The following is a 17411-nucleotide window of genomic DNA, read 5'->3' as shown; positions in this document are numbered from 1 at the left end:
CGGCGCGTCGCTTATGCCCTTGCCCCGGTACGCAGGCGTTCCAGCAATTCACGGCCCTGACGGGTCAATTGCAGCGTCGATCCGTGCGGATCACGCTGCCGTAGTTCCACAAGCTCGTAACGGCGCAACGCCAGCACGTCCGGATCGAAAGCTTCCAGCCGCCTGTCCGCGTCACCAAGCAGCATGAGTGTCGCGAGTTCGTGATGACTGAGCATCCGGCACCTCCATTGATCGATACATGGGCAATGGGGTCATCCTAGACACCTCACGCGACAGTTTCGCTACGGTTGTGTTTCGGTGGCTTACCTCCGAAACCGTAAGCGTCGGCGGCAATCCGTTGGTGCGGCGCGCGGCAGAGGCGATGGGCGAACCGCGGGAGTAAAGGCATGCAACAGTTTCCGTGCGCGCCGTAATGAGGGTCTGCGCACGGGCCGCGGTCATTGGCGAATCAGGTCTGCCGCCGGTCATGCACCCGTTCGGTTTTTCACCTGTGCTTGCATGCTGGGCATCAAGACCCGGACCGTCGCTTCACAGCGTCGTCAGTTCTTCGGTAGTCGCAAGAAAGCGCTCGACGTCGCTGGGCGCATGACAATGCAGCGGCGAAATCCGCACTGCGCCCGCGAGATTGAACGACTTCAGCATTCGCCCGGAGTACAGGCTCGAAGCAATGCGTTCATAGACGATCACGCCGCGTTTCTCGTATTCGCGCACGGCGTCGGTGGGACTCAGGTTCGTGAAACCAATACCGAGTATCAGGTCGCGCCTCTTCAGATCGGCATGATCCCAGAACACGTTCACGCCATCGAGCCGTCGCAAGCCGCGCCGGCCGCCGCAACCGTCGAGCATGGCGGCAAGCAGCGCGCGTTCATGCAACTCGATGCGTTCCATTCCCTCGACGAACTGCTCACGGCGATTATCCGTAGCGTTGAACTGGCTACCAAGCCACGTCACGTACTCGACGATCTCGGTCACGACCGCAAACTGCCCGGGTGCAGGGCTACCGAGTTCCCACACGTCTTCCTGCTTCGCGTCGAGCCGGTGATGCGGCAGCGCGGCCGCGCGCGGCGACAGCCAGGAGATGCCGGAGCCGCGGCAGCCAAAGAACTTGTAGGGCGCGAAATTGATGCCGTCCACAGGTGTTTTCTGCAGATCGATCACGCCGTGCGGCGCGTGCTGCACCGCGTCCACGACGATGAAGAGCCCAGGCTTCTTCTCTCTCGCCCGCTCGACGAGCGTCGCAATGTCGAATTTGGCGCCGGAAATATTCGATGCGACCATCACGCTCAGCAGCGCCGTGTCCGCGTCGATCAACGACACAATCCGGTCCACGTCCACCCCGCCGGTCTCCGGATTGCTGGGCGCCACCCGCAACGACTTGCCGGTGCGTTGCGCGTAGTACGTCATGGCGTCGAAAGACGACGGATGTTCGAGGATCGTTGTGACGGCGTTGGTGCCCGGCACGTTCTCCATGATCGCGCGCACCATCTCGAACATCGCGCCCGAGGCGGTCAACGACGGGTAAATGCTACCGTCGCGCGCGTTCAGGATCGTGCGGATGTCCGCCTCGCCGCGCGCCTGAATGTCCTGAAGATGACGTGCGCGCGCGTGGATGCGCTCCGGGCAGTCAGGCAGCGCGTCGACTCGCGCGAACGCTTCGACGGCCGCCTTGAGACGGAACGAGCCACCCGCGTTGTCGAAGAAGAGTCGCTCGCTGCCGTCGATGTCGTGATCGACATGGTGAAACCGTGCCTTGATCTCCTGCGTCAACGACGCGGAAAAAAGCTCGCCTTGACTGCTCATCTGAATGCTCCTGATTTTTCTGCTGAATGACTGTCGTGCCTGATCGTGGCGCCGCGAATCGTGCGTGCTCGTGCGTCCAGCGAGGCGAGATACGCCCTGCCCTTTTCCGCGTCGTACTGGCCCTCCCATCTGGCGATGACGAGCGGCGCAAGCGCGTTGCCCACCACGTTCAGCGCGGTACGTCCCATGTCCATCACCCGGTCCACGCCGGCGATGAACGCAAGCCCTTCGAGTGGCAAACCCGCGCTCGCGAGCGTGGCGAGAAGAATCACGAACATGAAGCCCGGCACACCGGCCGCACCCTTGGACGTCACGACCATCGTCAGGACGAGGACCATCTGCTCCTGCCAGCCGAGGTGGATGCCGTAGAGCTGCGCGACGAACAGCGTGCCGATGCCGAGATAGATCGACGCGCCGTCGAGATTTAACGTATAGCCGGTCGGCACGACGAAGGTGGCGATGCTCTTGGGCACGCCATAGTCCTCCATCTTCTTCATCAACTGCGGCAGTACGGTCGCCGAGCTGCAGGTCGAGAACGCAATGATCAGCTCGTCCTTGATGATGCGCAGCAGCGTGAAAATCCGGAAGCCGAATAGCCGGGCCGTGATGCCGAGCACGATCAGCACGAACAGGACGATCGCGAGATACGTCACCGCCACCAGCTTGAGCAGCGGCAGCAGCGAACCGAAGCCGAAGCTCGCAACCGTCACCGCGATCAGTGCGCACACACCGATCGGCGCGTAATGCATCACCATGTTCGTCACCTTGAACATGGCTTCCGCGACACCCTTGAGCGTGGCAATGACCGGCTTGCGAAATTCGTCCGGCACCGACTGCAGGCCGAGGCCGAACAGCACGGAAAAGAAGATCACCGGCAGCAGGTCACCCTTGGCCATCGAAGCGAGGATGTTGTCGGGAATCACGCCGAGCAGCAGGGTCATCAGTCCGTGATGCCCCTGCACCTGCTGGGTCACTTGCTGATAGCGGGAAATGTCGGTATGGCCGAGTTGCGACATATCGGTGCCCACGCCCGGCTGCAGCACGTTGCCGAGCACGAGGCCGAGCAGGATCGCGATCGTGGTGATCACCTCGAAGTACACCAGCGTCTTCAGGCCGATGCGCCCGAGCGACTTGCCGTCGCCAACGCCGGCAATTCCGACCACCATGCTCGTGAAAACGATCGGCACGACGATCATCTTGATCAGTTTGATGAAGATGTCGCCGGCGGGCTGAAGCAGACCTGAAACGGTCGCTTCCCGCATCTGCGGAAAGCGGTTCAGCACGAGCCCCATCGCAACGCCAATGATCAGGCCAATCAATATCTGCCATGCGAGGCCCATACGCGGTTTGCGCGCTGGGGGATTGGCGGGTGGGCTTTCGACGACGGTATCCATGCTTTCTCCAGAGATTGGGCGGGGCAATGGAAGAACCTTAAGTAGCGAAAATAAGTAAAAAAAGCGATTTTTATGTATGAGAAACTATCGCTTTATTTCATACAAGGAGGGCGCGATGCTGACGTTCAAGCAGATGGAAGCGCTCTACTGGATCGTTCAGCTCGGTTCGTTCGAAGCGGCGGCGAGTCGCCTCAATACCACGCAGTCGGCCGTGTCGAAGCGGATTCAGGAGCTCGAGCGCGCCTTCGACCTGACCGTGTTCGACCGCGCGCATCGGAGCGCCAGGCTGACCCAGAAAGGCGCCGAGTTCTTCGCCTACGCGAAGGAACTGCTCGAACGGCGCGACCAGATCGTCGAGCGGATCAGCTCGAAAGAGGCGCTGGTGCGGCAAGTCCGTATCGGCGTGACCGAATTGACGGCGCTGACGTGGCTGCCCCGCCTGATTGGAGCGATCCAGGCGGCGTATCCGAAGGTGCTGGTCGAAGCCGAGGTGGATTTGAACGCGACGCTGCGCGACCGGCTCGCCGACGACACGATCGACATCATCGTCGTGCCGCAGATTCACAGCACCGAGCCCTTTGCGATGACGAAGGTCGGCGAAGTGGACAACGCGTGGATGTGCGCCCCGGCACTGGCGCCGAAGAAAGCCGCCATGCCACTCGCTGAGATTGCGCAGTACCCGCTGATCCTGCAGGGCGGCCTGTCGGGAACCGGCTTTATCTATAGCCGCTTTCTACAGGAGCACGGGATCAGCATGCAAAGAATCCTCGCGAGCAACAGTCTGATCGCCCAGATCGGACTGACGCTCTCAGGCCTCGGCGTCAGCTATTTGCCCAAGGCATGCCTGAACCACATGGTCGCCCGCGGTGCGCTCGGTCTGATTCAGACGCGCCCCGCGCTGCCGCCGGTCGCTTACGTTGCAATGCACCGGGCGGATCGGCCGCACTCGCTCAATGCGGAAATCGCGCGACTCGCGGCGCAGTGTTGCGACTTCAGCTCGAACCTGCTCGATCCGGGCCGCATCTGAGCGAGCGCGGCCCTGGCTTGCGAGGTCTTGATTCGCCCGGCAGTGCGCCATCAAGGCAACGTAATCGGCACAGGACGCGTCAGCAGATCGATATACAGACTAAAGAAGCGATTGTTGTCGAACTGCGTGACGTAGGTGATCTTCTTCGGTGACGCACCCGGCGCGGGCTGATCGGGATAGACCATCACGTGCCCCTGGTCCTCGCCACTGGCGATGTCGATATCGAGGTAAGCGCTTTTCGTTTGCGTGGCGTAAGTCGGGTCCGTGAAATACGCGATGGTCAGCGTGTCGAACAGATCGGTGTTGCTCGCGAACGCGCCTGCATTCGCGATGCCATACGCTCTCGTCACCGCCGTCTGCTTGTTCGGATTATTGACGATCTGGTCGTACACGCTTTGCGTGAGCGGGACCGTATTCGTGACGTCGAGCGGAATGACGGTTTGGGGGATCGTCGTTTGCAAAACCGTGCGCACGGCAAGCGGATCAAACCACCAGTTGAGTTCCCCCACGGCATTCGCATTGCCTGGCACAGCCATCGCTCCGCCCATATAGACGATCTGCTTGATCAGCGGCACGATCTCCGGCGCCTTCATGATGGCCGTGGCGAGATTGGTGGGCGGCCCCACCTCGAGAATGGTGACCTGATTCGGATAGCGCTTGATGGTCTGGATCATGAAATCCGCGGCGCCTTGCGTCTGCAGTTTCGTCGACACCGCGAAGCCGTCCGGCGGCGCAACCAGCTGGGACTGCTGGGTCGGTTCCGGCCGGTTCCAGGCGCCGAAATAGCCTTGCGGATTGGCGGCCTGCTGGGCACGAATGCTCGCCACGTCGTACTGCAACGGGTAGTCGGCGCCACCGTACACACCCACCACCTTTTGCACGCCCATGCGCTCCACCGCCTTGAGCGCATCGGACTCTTCCTGGAGCAGCCAGTCGTTGCCGGTCACGACGGTGAGCCCGAGCAGATTGACCTTGCCCTGCCCCATCAACTGCGTGGTCATGGCGAAGAGCTGGCCGTCGTCGCCCATTGTGTTGAAGTCTGAATCGATGATGAGCTTCGGCGCGGTGACAAGCGGATCGGTGGTCGATACGCCGCCTCCACATGCACCGAGGAGCAGCGTCATCATCAGGATGCCTACGTATTGTGATTTCATGTGTCGTCCGTTTCGTTTCGTCTAGTAGAGATCGCGATCAAACCAGCAGACACCATCGCGAGATGGCGCCGGCCATTCAACGTCGAATCACTCAGCGTTACAGGTCGGACGACCTCATGTCACAACAGGCGTCCGTTTCAAGCTGCGCGATCGACTTCCGCACGCGTCGGGATCGACGGTTGCGCACCCGCGCGCGTGACGGAAATCGAGGCCGCCCGTTGCGCGAGACTGATGGCGCCTTCCAGCGGCTGGCGGCCCGCGAGTTGCGCGGCGAATACGCCGATGAAGGTGTCGCCGGCCGCAGTCGTGTCCACGGCTTTCACCTGCGGCGCGGGAAAATGCGTGCCTTCGCCGCCTTCCGGCAACAGATAAGCCCCTTGCGCACCGAGTGTGACGATCACGTTGCGGGCACCGCCGCGTTGCAGTTCCAGCGCCGCCCTTCTCGCGCCGCTTTGCGATTCGACCGGCAGCCCGGCGAGTATGGCGGCCTCGACCTCGTTCGGCACCAGATAGTCGACCAGAGGCAGCCATTCCGCGGGCAGCGGGCCGGTGGCCGGCGCGGGGTTCAGCACGGTGACCTTGCCCAGGCGCCGCGCTAGGGCAAGCGTGGCGTGAACGGAATCCCAAGGTGTTTCCAGCTGGCAGACCACGACATCGCTGGCTTTGATCGCCGCTTCGTGACGGGCAACGCTCTCCGGTGTCAGTTCGCCGTTACTGCCCGCGACCACCACGATCGTGTTCTGCCCGTCGTCCGACACGGTCACCATCGCGACGCCGGTGGGCTGGGCCGGGTCGACCTCGATGCCCGCGCAGTCGATACCCTCGGCTTCCAGATCCTTGACCCGCTGGGCGCCATTCACATCCTTCCCCACGCGTCCGACCATCGCCACCCGCGCGCCGATGCGGGCGGCCGCCACCGCCTGGTTACCGCCCTTGCCACCGGCCACCTGCGAGAACTCATGGCCGCTGATCGTCTCGCCCGGCCGCGGCAAATGCGGCGACCGCGCAACCAGGTCGGTATTGATGCTGCCCACCACGAGCACGCGGCCCTGCTTTGCTTCCTTCGACACTTTTCACTCTCCTGCTGACCGTGCACGCATGGCCGCTCATGATCCATTCAGCCGGCGCGACGCCGGCTTCTATAAGTATCCAGCACGACGGCCACCACAATCACGGCCCCCGTGATGATCCGCTTGGTCGGCTCGGTCGCGCCGATCTGCGCGAGGCCCGCGGCCAGCACCGAGATGATCAACACGCCGAAGAACGTGCTGATCACCGAGCCGCGTCCACCCATCAAGCTCGTTCCGCCGATCACGACGGCCGCGATCACCTGCAATTCGATGCCCGAGCCGGCATTCGGGTCCGCAGCCTCGAGCCGCGAAATCTGGAACAGGGACGCGAGGCCGGAGAGCAGGCCCATCATCGCGAATACGGCAACCTTGTAGGGCCGCGGATTGACGCCCGCGAGGCGCACCGCTTCCTCGTTCGTGCCGATGCCGACCAGATAGCGCCCGAACACCGTGCGGGTCAGCACCAGTTGCGCCGCGACCATCACGACGATCGCAATCAGGAACGCCGGCGAAATGCCGAACGCAATCGGATTGGACAGGAAATCGAACGCATCGCCGATATAGGCCGTGCGGGAGTTGGTCATCTGATACGCGAGACCGCGGGCCGCCTCGAGCACGCCGAGCGACACGATAAACGACGGAATCCGCCAGGCCACGGTAATCGCGCCGGTCACGCAGCCGGTCAAGGCCGCCCCAGCCATGCCGAGCAGGGCGGCGGGCAACGCCGGCCAGTGCCACTGCAAGGCCGCCACGCTCGTGAGCGCCGCGCCGAGCGCCAGCACGGAGCCGACCGACAGATCGATGCCGGCGATGATGAGCACAAAGGTCATGCCGACCGACATCACGACCAGATCGGGAATCTGGTTTGCGATCGTGCTGAAGGTGTCGTAGCTCAGGAAGTGCGAGCTCAGCAGCGAGAACAGGATGATCATCCCGAGCAACGCGCCGAGCAGGCCGAGGTAATTGGAGAATCCAAGGCGCGTGCCGATCGGCTTCGCGTCCTTGGGCGGTTCGTTCTGCACCGTTGGCAGGCTGGTTGGGACGGTCATGCTTCAATACTCCACAGATTTTGAGTCGGGCGCCGCTGTGTGGGGTGCCATGGCGCCGGGTGCCATGGTGTCGGGCGCTTTGGCGTCGGGTTCGATCGGCTCGTGCAGCAGTTCATCGCGTTTCGTGTAGCCCGCGAACGCCGCTGCCAGCAGCGCGTCCTGGGTCCAGCTTCCGCGCTCGAACAGGCCTGTCATCCGTCCCGCCGACATCACGCCGATCCGGTCGCAAATCGACATCAACTCGCGCAGATCGCTCGACACCACCACCAACGCACGGCCTTCGCGCGCGAGCGCGCCCATCAACGCATAGATATCGAACTTCGCGCCGACGTCGATGCCGCGGGTAGGCTCGTCGAACAGCAACACCCTGCAATCGCGCGCGAGCCAGCGGCCGATCACCACCTTCTGCTGGTTGCCGCCCGATAGCTCGGACACCGGCTGCGACGGCCCCGCGCTGCGGATACTCATCGCGTCGATCTGTTTGCGCGCCAGCGCCGCCTCGCGCCGGCCGTCCACCACGCCGTGCTTCGACACCGCGTGCAGTTGGCCGAGCGAGATATTGGCGGCAATGGGTTGCGTCAGCAGGAGGCCCTCGCCTTTACGGTCCTCGGTAATCAGCGCGATGCCGTTCGTCACGGCGTCCGATGGCGACGAGATCTTCACGGCTTCGAGCGGGCCCCCGCCATGAGCGATCGACACCGTGCCGGCGTCCGCGCGATCGGCGCCGTAGATCAGCCGCATCAATTCCGTGCGGCCCGCGCCGATCAGACCGCTGATGCCGAAAATCTCGCCTGCCTTCACTTCGAACGACACATCGCGCACGACCGGCTCGCGGGTCATCCCCGCCACCTTGAACGCCACGTCGCCGATGCGCCGCTCGCCCAGATCGATCCGCTCGCCGATATCGCGGCCGACCATCAATGTGACGAGCCGCTCGGCCGGGAGATTGGCCATCTCGTCGACATGCACGAGCCGGCCGTCGCGCAGCACGGCAGCACGCCGCGCGATACGCTGCAATTCTTCGAGTCGGTGAGAGATGTACACCAGCGCGACACCGCGCGCCTTGAGCCGATCGACCTGCTCGAACAGCAGGTCCACCTCGCGGGCGGTCAGCATGGCGGTGGGTTCGTCGAGGATCAGCACGCGGCAATCGTCGATCAGATTGCGCGCGATCTCGACCATCTGCTGATGCCCGATGCCCAGCGTGCCCACCAGCGTGTCAGGGTGGATCGCGTCGAGCCCGACTTGCGCCATGGCGTGCCGGGCGTTCTCGCGCAGTTTGACGCGATCGATCCAGCCGAACCTGCCGCGCTGCGGCAAACGGTTCAGGAACAGGTTCTCGGCCACGGAGAGCGTCGGCAGCAGGTTCAGCTCCTGCATGACCATGCGCACGCCGAGCGCCTCGGCGTCCTTGCGGCTGGCCGGCGTGTAGGCCGCGCCGCCCAGCGTCATCGAGCCGGTAGTCGGCGTGACGAGACCGCCGACGATCTTGGACAAGGTGCTCTTGCCCGCACCGTTCTCGCCGGTCAGCGCCAGCACCTCGCCCGCGTACAGATCCAGCGAGATATCGCCGAGCACGGGCCCGGCGTAGGTCTTGCCGATGCCGCGAACACACAGCACAGGCGCAGCGTCAGTAAGGGATTGGATGGGAGTAGACATCAGATTGATAAAGCCAGACGAAGATCAGGCAACGTGGCCCGCCATGCGGCGCGGGCCATGCGTCGTGCCGGTCTTACTTGGTGACCAGATCGACAGGCGTTTCGACGACGCCCGACAATTCCGACTGCTTCTTGTGTTCGGAGAGCGCTTTCAAAGCCGTATCGATACCGAACGCGGCCTGTCTGGCGGCGTATTGATTGGCGGTGGCGAGGACGCGGCCGTCAGCGAGCATCGGCTTGATCGCGTTGATGTCGTCGTAGCCCACCACTTGCACCTTGCCGGCCTTGCCCGCCGCGCGCACAGCCGATACCGCGCCGATCGCCATGTTGTCATTACCGCACAGCAGCGCCTTGACGTCCGGGTTCGCATTGAGAATCTGGCTCGCCACGGCGTTGCCCTTGTCGATTTCCCACTCGCCCGATTGCAGCGAAACGACCTTCATGCCGCCCGTCGCCATGGCCTGCTTGAAGCCGGCCGAGCGTTGCTGCGCGTTGGTGGTGGTCGACACGCCTTCAATAATGGCGACGTTGTCGCCCGCCTTCAGATGTTTGGCCAGGTAGTCACCCACCTTCAAGGCGCCCTTCGCGTTATCCGGGCCGACGAACGGGATGTTCAGGTCTTTCGACTTGAGCACGTCCGTATCCAGCTTGTTGTCGATATTGACCACGATGACGCCGGCGTCGACCGCCTTCTTGAGAACCGGCACCAGCGCCTTGGAATCGGCCGGAGCGATCACGAGCGCGTCGACCTTCGAGACGATCATCTGTTCGACGATGCGAATCTGGTTAGCCGTATCGGTTTCGTCCTTGATGCCGTTCGTGACCAGATCGAACCTGGTGGGATTCTGCTTCTGATAGTCTTTCGCGCCGGTTTCCATGGTCAGGAAAAACTCGTTCGCCAATGATTTCATCACCAGCGCGACTTTCGGCTTGTGAGCGGCCTGAGCGAACGCTGCGCCCGGCAAGATCGACACTGCGAGGAAGGCTGCACTGGCTACGATAGCGCGACGCCGCGCCGGTTGGAATTGACGAATCATTGATGTCTCCGTATCGCTCGTTCGGTCTACGTACTGATAGCCGTTGAGTCGTGTGATGGGCAGGTTCGCCACACTTGCCGCCCGCCGCTGAAACCTTGAGGCTTCTTTGTCAGATGCTGGGACGAGTATGACCAGATCCAATGCTATCCTCGCGATCCACGTTATGCTATGCCTAATTTCAAAATCGGGCGTTTCAAATATGGAACACGTGGACTGGGACGACTTGCGGATTCTGGTAGCGATCGCGCGAGGCGGAACCATGCGAGCGGCTGCCGCAGCCTGCGATCTGAGCGCGCCGACCCTGTCGCGCCGTCTCACCGAGCTTGAACGGCGGCTGGGCGAGCCGCTCATCGACCGGGTGCCGTCAGGCTGTACGGTGACGGCATTCGGCGCGCGCGTGCTGGCGTGGGCCGAGCAGATGGAGGACCTGGCGCATCAGATCGAGCGCGCCGCGGACGTGACCGGCGGCGCTGGGGCGCACGGCACGGTGCGGATCAACGCCGTCGAATGGCCGTCTTACATTTTGCTTAAGCTGCTCGGCTCGTTCCAGGACCGGCTGCCCGGCCTCGCCATCGAAGTGCTGACCTCGCGTCGGCCCTATAGCCTGGCGCGCCGTGAAGCGGACATCGCGCTGTGGTCCGAATGCCCCGACGAGGGCGATCTGTACGTGCGGCGAATCGGCAAGGTCCGCTTCGGGCTGTTCGGTTCGCGCGACTACTATCTGCGCCACAAGGCCGCCATCACGCGCAAGGAATGGGACAAGCTGTCGTTCGTCGGTTATGACGACCGGCAACCGGATCACCCGGCCACGCAATGGCTGAAAACCCTGCCCGGCGCGCCCGCGCCTTCGCTTCGAAGCAGCTATGGCATGGGCGTATTCGACGGCGTGCTGGGCGGCTCCGGGCTCGGCGTGCTCGCGCAGCTCGCGGGCGACACGACGAGCGACCTCGTCTGCATCGAGAAGCACATCAAGGCGCTCGACCAGGACGTGTGGATGGTGCTGCACCCCGCCTTGCGCGATAGCGAGCGGATCCGGACGGTGGCCAATCTCATCGCCGAGATCTTTCGCTAGGCTGGGGGTCGGAGTCGTGGGGGCGTGGGGGCGTGGGGGCATGGGGGCATGGGGGCATGGGGGCATGGGGCATGGGGCATGGGGCATGGGGCATGGGGCATGGGCGCGTGGAGCGTACCGACTGCGTAGCCGAATAGAAGCACGCCAGGCTCGTCACGCGCCACGCCGGCAACGACCGAACCCAGAAGTCATCTTGAACGCCACCGTACAGACGCCCTTCACGATGCGTGCCAGAGTGGTGCTGGCCCTGTATGCACCAGCGATTTCCAAACCGCTTTCGCGCGACAGGTTTGTCGGTCCCGGACGCGGCGTGTGCAACGAGACACAGGGAAATTCCGCGTTAATACAAGCGGCGCTGCCTATCGCGCCAGCGTGCCCCGCTCGCCGAAAGTTGCTCTCGGAAAGTCCAACATGTCTGCACTCCCCCTCGCCACAAGGCCGCTCGCCACAGGCGCTTACGCCCCGCAAGCACCTTCTGAAGACCGCCTCGAGCGGTCCTACGGCCAGCTCGCCCAATGCCAGTCCCGGCTGGCCTCTCCGGCCGCCGCCTCGCCTCGCGAATCGCTGCGCCCGAACGACGCCGTTCTCGCCATGGTCGCGCATGAGCTGCGCGGCCCGTTAGCGCCATTGCGTCTTGCCGCCGAATTGCTGCGGCGCACCTGCGCCGGCCAGCCCGAGACGCTGCGCACGCTCGGTATGATCGAACGCCAGATCACGCAGATTGCGCAACTGGCCGAAGATCTGATGGACGCCGCGCGCGTGGACCATCACGCGCTGCGCCTCGTGAAAATACGCACCTGCGTCGCCGACGTCATGACGGACGCGGTCGACGCCGCCAGACTCGCCGCCGCGAAGAAGGGACAGTCGCTGCGGGTAACGAGCCCCGAGCAGCCGGTACAGATCGATGCCGACCCGGGCCGGCTTGCGCAGGCGCTGCACAACCTTCTGCACAATGCGGAGAAATACACGCCGCCGGGCGGCTGCATCGACCTGAATGTGCACGCCGAGGGAGCCGAACTTGTCATATCGGTCAACGACAATGGGCTCGGCATCTCCGCCGCCTTGCTGCCACACGTGTTCGAACTTTTCTCGCAGTCGAGCCGGACCATCGGGGCAAGTGCCGGCGGAATGGGTATCGGCCTCTCGGTCGTCAAGGCCGTAGCCGAAGCGCACGGAGGATCCGCGACGGCAAAGAGCGACGGGCCCGGTTGCGGCAGTGCGTTTGTGCTGAGAATGCCTATTGTCGTCGCACAGACCAGAGCACGAGGCGCGCTGCCCGATTTCAGATGGCGTTGACGATGGCGGGGAATCCCCGCGTAGCCGCGCAACACACCGCCGTGAATCTCACGGTGGCGCGAACTATACTTTAAGCACGCTACGGGCGCCTTCGGCATTGACGGGCGCTTGCTTGCCGTGCCGTCCAGCCGGTCGATTTCAAAACGGCACCGCGCGGCCGGCAAGCAAACTCTTCAGATCAATTTTCCGAATACGAAACACGCAGCCGTTTTTCAGCAGGACATTGGGAGGCGGTTCATGTTGACCACACATCAACCGAAAGATAATCATCTGCTTTCCGTACTGCCGAAAGCGGAATGGGAGCGCATTGCACCGCACCTCGTCGAGCTCGATATGCCGCTCGGCGAGGTCGTGTACGAATCGGGCGACCGGCTGGACTATGTCTACTTCCCCACCACCGCGATTGTCTCGCTGCTGTACGTGATGGAAGACGGCGCCTCCGCCGAGATCGCGATTGTCGGCAACGAGGGGCTGATCGGCATCGCGCTCTTCATGGGCGGCGAAACCACACCGAGCCGCGCGGTCGTGCAAAGCGCCGGACTGGCGTACCGGCTCGGCGCACACATTCTGAAAGAAGAGTTTCATCGTGCCGGACCCGTACAGCGGCTACTGCTGCGTTACACGCAGGCACTCATCACGCAGATGGCGCAAACGGCCGTGTGCAACCGGCATCATTCGATCGACCAGCAACTGTGCCGCTGGCTGCTGTTGAGCGTCGACCGTTTGCCGTCCAACGAACTGCGCATGACCCAGGAGTTGATTGCCAACATGCTGGGCGTGCGCCGTTCGGGCGTCACCGAAGCGGCCATGAAGCTGCAGGACGCGGGGTTGATCCGCTACAGCTATGGCCATATCGAAGTGATCGACCGCCCGGGTCTGGAAGCACGGGTGTGCGAATGTTACGGGGTGGTGAGGCGGGAATTCGACCGCCTGTTGCCCGAGCTGAAAGCCGTCTAGACGCTGCGCACAGCATCCGGCTTAGCCGCTTTTCTGACGCCGCCATTGAACTCACCGAGGTCCACATGTACACACGCATTCTGGTAGCGATCGACGGCAGCGACACCTCCGAGCACGCGTTCGACGCCGCTCTACAGCTCGCGCACGAGAGCGGCGCGCAATTGCAACCCCTCTATGTCATCGACAACCCGCTGATGGCGTATGACGCATCCGGCTACGATCCGACGATCCTGCGTGAAGCGTTCGTGGAAGAAGGCCATCGGTTGCTGGCGGACGCACTGGCCCGCATGAAGCACGAAAACGTGGCCGGTACGCCGCGGATGGTGGACGTCGCGCCGATCGGCGAGGACATTTCAGAGCGTATCCGCACGACGGCGAACGAATTCAATGCGGATCTGCTGGTGCTCGGCACGCACGGCCGGCGTGGCTTCAGGCGTCTGTTTCTCGGCAGCGTCGCCGAGCGCGTGCTGCGCAGTGCGAGCTGTCCGGTGTTACTGGTGCCGAGCCGGCAGGCGCAGACCACACAAGTGGAGTCCACCAAACCGGGGCACGCCGATGTTGCGGCTGCAATGTACGAGATGCCGCCGCGTGAGCGCGGTACCAATCCTGTCGAGACCAGCGACTAGGTCGCGATGATCACCTTCAGCGGGTGTGCGTCGGCGGGCAGGCGCAATATCCGCAGCCGCCGCCCGTTCTGGACGATCGATCAGAGTGCCACGGCATGCCGGCTGAATATCCGCGGATCGCCAACCGGCAGAATCACGCGGCCGTGCACCTCGTTGATCACGTCGGCTGCGGAGAGGTAGAACGCGAGCGCCGCCGTGACAAGTCCCATGTAACCGCCCGCCATCCGCACCAGACCTGAACCCGTCCACTCTCCTCCAGCCAACAGGCCGAAGGTGATCCAGAGCGCCAGAAAAATGAACTGCAGCACGCGAGGCGAGCGAAAGGTCGCCAGCCACATATAAAACGTGAAGACGCCCCAAAGGAACAGATACCAGCCGACGAACGCGGGCGGCACCTTGTCGTGTAAAAAGAGCACGAACAGTGCAAACGACCACCAGAACGCGCCATAACTCAGAAAGGCCGTCGCGCCGAAGGTATTGCCGCGCGGCAGCTCCATCATCCCCGCTATGGCCTGCGCGGTCCCGCCGTAGGCGAGCGCGCAGGCGAGCACGAGGCCCATCGACTCGCCCGAAAACCAGCCGGCGTTGATCATGCTGAGCAGCCACGTTGTCAATGCAAAGCCGGCGAGACCTAGTGGCGCAGGGTTCGCAAGTGTAGTTCGGATCGGTGCGCTGGCCATGGCCTGCTCCTGAAGATAAAAAAGTTCCGGCAACCTCTCGCCCTTCGCGAGCCATCACCCGAGCTGATCGAGAATCGCCGGGTTTTCCAGCGTGGATATGTCTTGCGTGATCTCTTCGCCGGCCGCCAGCGAGCGCAACAAGCGGCGCATGATCTTGCCTGAGCGGGTTTTCGGCAGATTCTCGCCGAAGCGGATTTCCTTGGGCTTCGCAATCGGCCCGATCTCCTTGCCGACCCAGTTGCGCAATTCCGTCGCGATCCTGATCGCCTGATCGCCGGTTGGACGCTCGCCTTTCAACACGACGAACGCGACCACGACTTCGCCGGTCGTCTCGTCGGCACGGCCGACCACCGCGGCTTCCGCCACCAGCGGGTTCGCTACGAGCGCCGACTCGATCTCCATCGTGCCGAGCCGATGGCCCGATACGTTGAGCACGTCGTCGATACGCCCGGTGATCGTGAAGTAGCCGGTGTCCTCGTCACGCATCGCGCCGTCACCGGCAAGGTACAGCTTGCCGCCGAGTTCCTCAGGGAAGTAACTCTTCCTGTAGCGCTGCGGATCGCCCCAGACGCCGCGCAGCATCGACGGCCACGGCCGTTTGATGACCAGAATGCCGCCCTGCCCGTTCGGCACGTCCTGCCCGGTCTCGTCGACTACCGCGGCCATGATGCCCGGCAGCGGCAACGTGCACGAACCCGGTACCAGCGGCGTCGCGCCCGGCATCGGCGCGATCATGTGGCCGCCCGTTTCGGTTTGCCACCAGGTGTCGATGACAGGACAGTGGCTATGGCCGACGTGTTCGTAGAACCATGTCCACGCAGCCGGGTTGATCGGTTCACCGACCGTGCCGAGCAGACGCAAGCTCGACAGATCGTAACGGTCCGGATGAACTGCGGGATCGGACTCGGCCAGCTTGATCAGCGAACGGATCGCGGTCGGCGCGGTGTAGAACACCGTCACCCGATGTTTCGCGATCATTTCCCAGAAGCGGCCGGCGTTCGGATAGGTGGGCACGCCTTCGAACACGACCTGGGTCGCACCGATCGCTGTCGGGCCGTACGCGATATAGCTGTGGCCAGTTATCCAGCCGATGTCGGCGGTACACCAGAATACGTCGCTGCGCTTCGCGTCGAAGGTCCACTTCATGGTCTGAGCGGCCCACATCAGGAAACCGCCCGTGCTGTGCTGCACACCCTTGGGCACACCCGTCGAACCAGACGTATAGAGAATGAAGAGCGGATGTTCCGCGCCGACCCATTCCGGCTCGCACGTGTCTGCTTCAGCTTGTGTGAGCTCGTGCATCCACAGGTCGCGGCCTTCCTGCCACGCAACCTTGCCGCCCGTGCGGCGATAGACGATAACGCTTTTCACTCCTTCGCAGCCGCCCATCGCAAGGGCTTCGTCCGCGATGTTTTTCAGCGGCAGCGCTTTGCCGCCGCGCATCTGTTCGTCGCAGGTGACCAACGCGATCGCACCCACGTTGACGATCCGCTCGTTGAGCGACTTCGATGAAAAGCCGCCGAATACGACCGAATGCGTCGCGCCGATGCGCGCGCACGCCTGCATGGCCACGATGCCTTCAATCGACATCGGCATATAGATCACTACGCGGTGGCCTTTCTTCACGCCGCGGGTGCGCAAGGCATTGGCAAAGCGGCTCACCCGTTCGAGCAACTGCCGGAAGGTGACGTGCGTGACGCTGCCGTCATCGGCTTCGAAAATCACCGCAACGTGCTCACCGTTGCCGGCTTCGACGTGGCGATCGAGGCAGTTGTACGACGCGTTGAGGGTGCCGTCGTTGAACCACTCGTAGAACGGCGCGCGCGATTCGTCCAGCACTTTGGAGAACGGTGTTTTCCATTGCAGCGTTTCGCGTGCGAGCCGGGCCCAGAATCCTTCGTAATCGCGTTCGGCCTCGGCGACCAGCGCGCGATAGGCGTCCATGCCGGAGATCGCGGCGTAAGCCGCCACACTGGCGTGAGGAAGGAAGGCCTGCGGCTCCTCCAGAATCGAATCACTGGTTGACATGTTATGTCCCTTGCACGCTTTCGCGCGTGCTTGATGAGTGCGGTGCGGCGAATCACGAACCCCTTGCAGCGCGCCGGGTGTCGAGCGGGCGCAGCAAGGCGATCCGCATGATCGGCGCGATCCCCGCGTTTGGCCGCTCTGGGCGGAATGGGGATGGCGCACAAATCGGTCAGGGAAGCCTTGTCACGCGAACTGTTTCGATCGCGGTGACGGAGAAAACCGAAAGGCTTGTAATGACGGTGCTCGCGTGAGGGAAGGAAGTCGGTACGGTGGCGTACAGGCCTGGCCGGCGCAAACGGGGGCCAATAGGAAGCGCCCAGCGGGACGAAGCGGGAAAATTCACACTGACGTTGTGCGGCAACCCGGTCCGACCGGTTGTCAGCCGTTTGTATGCCGATATATTCACCAAAGTCCGCGCCCTTTTCCGGCGCTGTAAAAAAAATGGGAATAAGCGGCACCTCGCTGTGTTTGCCCATGCATAGACGACAACAAGACGGTCCACGAGGGAAAGCAGCAGCGCTTCCGGGCAACGCCAGCAGCGCGTAGACCTCATAGATGGACAA

16 protein-coding genes are annotated in these 17411 nt (G+C 63.2%); 6 read left to right on the top strand and 10 right to left on the bottom strand.

Annotated elements, in window-relative coordinates; genetic code table 11:
- Positions 1 to 11: 11 nt before the first annotated feature.
- From P0D84_RS26580 to gltP, 3 genes are all read right to left on the bottom strand, one after another.
- Positions 12 to 215: a hypothetical protein gene (locus P0D84_RS26580; RefSeq protein ID WP_408341632.1), complete on the bottom strand. Its 204-nt coding sequence runs from the start codon at positions 213 to 215 to the stop codon at positions 12 to 14.
- Positions 216 to 528: 313 nt separating this feature from the next.
- Entirely contained in the window at positions 529 to 1800 is a 1272-nt protein-coding gene (locus tag P0D84_RS26575; protein ID WP_408341631.1) for an aminotransferase class V-fold PLP-dependent enzyme, read from the bottom strand.
- A complete protein-coding gene (gene gltP / locus P0D84_RS26570; protein WP_408341630.1) occupies positions 1797 to 3194 on the bottom strand; it encodes a glutamate/aspartate:proton symporter GltP in 1398 nt (465 codons plus the stop codon). Before gltP ends, P0D84_RS26575 begins: the two co-directional genes overlap by 4 nt.
- A gap of 115 nt (positions 3195 to 3309) precedes the next feature.
- On the opposite strand from gltP, the gene P0D84_RS26565 reads away from it, so the two are divergent.
- Positions 3310 to 4221 carry a LysR family transcriptional regulator gene (locus P0D84_RS26565; protein WP_408341629.1) on the top strand — a complete coding sequence of 304 codons (912 nt, stop codon included), beginning with the start codon at positions 3310 to 3312 and terminating at the stop codon, positions 4219 to 4221.
- 50 nt (positions 4222 to 4271) lie between these two features.
- Here P0D84_RS26565 and P0D84_RS26560 read toward each other — a convergent pair whose 3' ends face one another.
- From P0D84_RS26560 to P0D84_RS26540, 5 genes are all read right to left on the bottom strand, one after another.
- Positions 4272 to 5375, bottom strand: coding sequence for a nucleoside hydrolase (locus P0D84_RS26560; RefSeq protein ID WP_408341628.1), 1104 nt, complete (start codon positions 5373 to 5375; stop codon positions 4272 to 4274).
- A 137-nt stretch (positions 5376 to 5512) separates the two neighbouring features.
- Complete coding sequence (gene rbsK, locus P0D84_RS26555; protein WP_408341627.1) at positions 5513 to 6445, bottom strand: ribokinase; 933 nt, start codon at positions 6443 to 6445, stop codon at positions 5513 to 5515.
- Positions 6446 to 6492: 47 nt separating this feature from the next.
- The gene (locus tag P0D84_RS26550; RefSeq protein ID WP_408341626.1) at positions 6493 to 7494 is read right to left on the bottom strand and encodes an ABC transporter permease; all 1002 of its coding nucleotides are present in this window, start codon (positions 7492 to 7494) and stop codon (positions 6493 to 6495) included.
- Positions 7495 to 7497: 3 nt separating this feature from the next.
- Positions 7498 to 9153, bottom strand: a complete 1656-nt coding sequence (locus P0D84_RS26545) for a sugar ABC transporter ATP-binding protein (protein ID WP_408341625.1) — start codon at positions 9151 to 9153, stop codon at positions 7498 to 7500.
- Between the two features lie 73 nt (positions 9154 to 9226).
- Positions 9227 to 10189, bottom strand: coding sequence for a sugar ABC transporter substrate-binding protein (locus P0D84_RS26540; protein WP_408341624.1), 963 nt, complete (start codon positions 10187 to 10189; stop codon positions 9227 to 9229).
- Between the two features lie 199 nt (positions 10190 to 10388).
- On the opposite strand from P0D84_RS26540, the gene P0D84_RS26535 reads away from it, so the two are divergent.
- The 4 genes from P0D84_RS26535 to P0D84_RS26520 all read left to right on the top strand — a co-directional run bounded on the left by P0D84_RS26535 (position 10389) and on the right by P0D84_RS26520 (position 14140).
- A complete protein-coding gene (locus P0D84_RS26535) occupies positions 10389 to 11261 on the top strand; it encodes a LysR family transcriptional regulator (protein WP_408341623.1) in 873 nt (290 codons plus the stop codon).
- A 411-nt stretch (positions 11262 to 11672) separates the two neighbouring features.
- Complete coding sequence (locus tag P0D84_RS26530; RefSeq protein ID WP_408341622.1) at positions 11673 to 12557, top strand: sensor histidine kinase; 885 nt, start codon at positions 11673 to 11675, stop codon at positions 12555 to 12557.
- 237 nt (positions 12558 to 12794) lie between these two features.
- Positions 12795 to 13514 (top strand): Crp/Fnr family transcriptional regulator, encoded by a 720-nt coding sequence (locus P0D84_RS26525; RefSeq protein ID WP_408341621.1) that lies wholly within the window; start codon positions 12795 to 12797, stop codon positions 13512 to 13514.
- Positions 13515 to 13579: 65 nt separating this feature from the next.
- Positions 13580 to 14140 carry a universal stress protein gene (locus tag P0D84_RS26520; RefSeq protein ID WP_408341620.1) on the top strand — a complete coding sequence of 187 codons (561 nt, stop codon included), beginning with the start codon at positions 13580 to 13582 and terminating at the stop codon, positions 14138 to 14140.
- 80 nt (positions 14141 to 14220) lie between these two features.
- Here the strand turns inward: P0D84_RS26520 and P0D84_RS26515 are convergent, their stop codons facing one another.
- A complete protein-coding gene (locus P0D84_RS26515; protein ID WP_408341619.1) occupies positions 14221 to 14820 on the bottom strand; it encodes an acetate uptake transporter in 600 nt (199 codons plus the stop codon).
- Between the two features lie 54 nt (positions 14821 to 14874).
- A complete protein-coding gene (gene acs, locus P0D84_RS26510; RefSeq protein WP_408341618.1) occupies positions 14875 to 16848 on the bottom strand; it encodes an acetate--CoA ligase in 1974 nt (657 codons plus the stop codon).
- 107 nt (positions 16849 to 16955) lie between these two features.
- On the opposite strand from acs, the gene P0D84_RS26505 reads away from it, so the two are divergent.
- Positions 16956 to 17099: a hypothetical protein gene (locus P0D84_RS26505; RefSeq protein WP_408341617.1), complete on the top strand. Its 144-nt coding sequence runs from the start codon at positions 16956 to 16958 to the stop codon at positions 17097 to 17099.
- Positions 17100 to 17411 lie beyond the last annotated feature (312 nt).

This window comes from Paraburkholderia sp. RL17-337-BIB-A (assembly GCF_046025895.1).
Lineage (GTDB): Bacteria > Pseudomonadota > Gammaproteobacteria > Burkholderiales > Burkholderiaceae > Paraburkholderia > Paraburkholderia fungorum_C.
Note: the sequence above shows the minus strand (reverse complement) of the source record. Positions and strands in the feature narration are given on the sequence as shown.

Excerpts from the sequence above, each read along its gene's own strand:
- acs (WP_408341618.1), bottom strand. The coding sequence starts at position 16,848 with ATGTCAACCAGTGATTCGATTCTGGAGGAGCCGCAGGCCTTCCTTCCT.
- P0D84_RS26520 (WP_408341620.1), top strand. The coding sequence starts at position 13,580 with ATGTACACACGCATTCTGGTAGCGATCGACGGCAGCGACACCTCCGAG.
- P0D84_RS26530 (WP_408341622.1), top strand. The coding sequence starts at position 11,673 with ATGTCTGCACTCCCCCTCGCCACAAGGCCGCTCGCCACAGGCGCTTAC.
- P0D84_RS26505 (WP_408341617.1), top strand. The coding sequence starts at position 16,956 with ATGATCGGCGCGATCCCCGCGTTTGGCCGCTCTGGGCGGAATGGGGAT.
- P0D84_RS26540 (WP_408341624.1), bottom strand. The coding sequence starts at position 10,189 with ATGATTCGTCAATTCCAACCGGCGCGGCGTCGCGCTATCGTAGCCAGT.
- P0D84_RS26560 (WP_408341628.1), bottom strand. The coding sequence starts at position 5,375 with ATGAAATCACAATACGTAGGCATCCTGATGATGACGCTGCTCCTCGGT.
- P0D84_RS26525 (WP_408341621.1), top strand. The coding sequence starts at position 12,795 with ATGTTGACCACACATCAACCGAAAGATAATCATCTGCTTTCCGTACTG.
- P0D84_RS26545 (WP_408341625.1), bottom strand. The coding sequence starts at position 9,153 with ATGTCTACTCCCATCCAATCCCTTACTGACGCTGCGCCTGTGCTGTGT.
- gltP (WP_408341630.1), bottom strand. The coding sequence starts at position 3,194 with ATGGATACCGTCGTCGAAAGCCCACCCGCCAATCCCCCAGCGCGCAAA.
- P0D84_RS26575 (WP_408341631.1), bottom strand. The coding sequence starts at position 1,800 with ATGAGCAGTCAAGGCGAGCTTTTTTCCGCGTCGTTGACGCAGGAGATC.
- P0D84_RS26515 (WP_408341619.1), bottom strand. The coding sequence starts at position 14,820 with ATGGCCAGCGCACCGATCCGAACTACACTTGCGAACCCTGCGCCACTA.
- P0D84_RS26580 (WP_408341632.1), bottom strand. The coding sequence starts at position 215 with ATGCTCAGTCATCACGAACTCGCGACACTCATGCTGCTTGGTGACGCG.
- P0D84_RS26565 (WP_408341629.1), top strand. The coding sequence starts at position 3,310 with ATGCTGACGTTCAAGCAGATGGAAGCGCTCTACTGGATCGTTCAGCTC.
- P0D84_RS26550 (WP_408341626.1), bottom strand. The coding sequence starts at position 7,494 with ATGACCGTCCCAACCAGCCTGCCAACGGTGCAGAACGAACCGCCCAAG.
- P0D84_RS26535 (WP_408341623.1), top strand. The coding sequence starts at position 10,389 with ATGGAACACGTGGACTGGGACGACTTGCGGATTCTGGTAGCGATCGCG.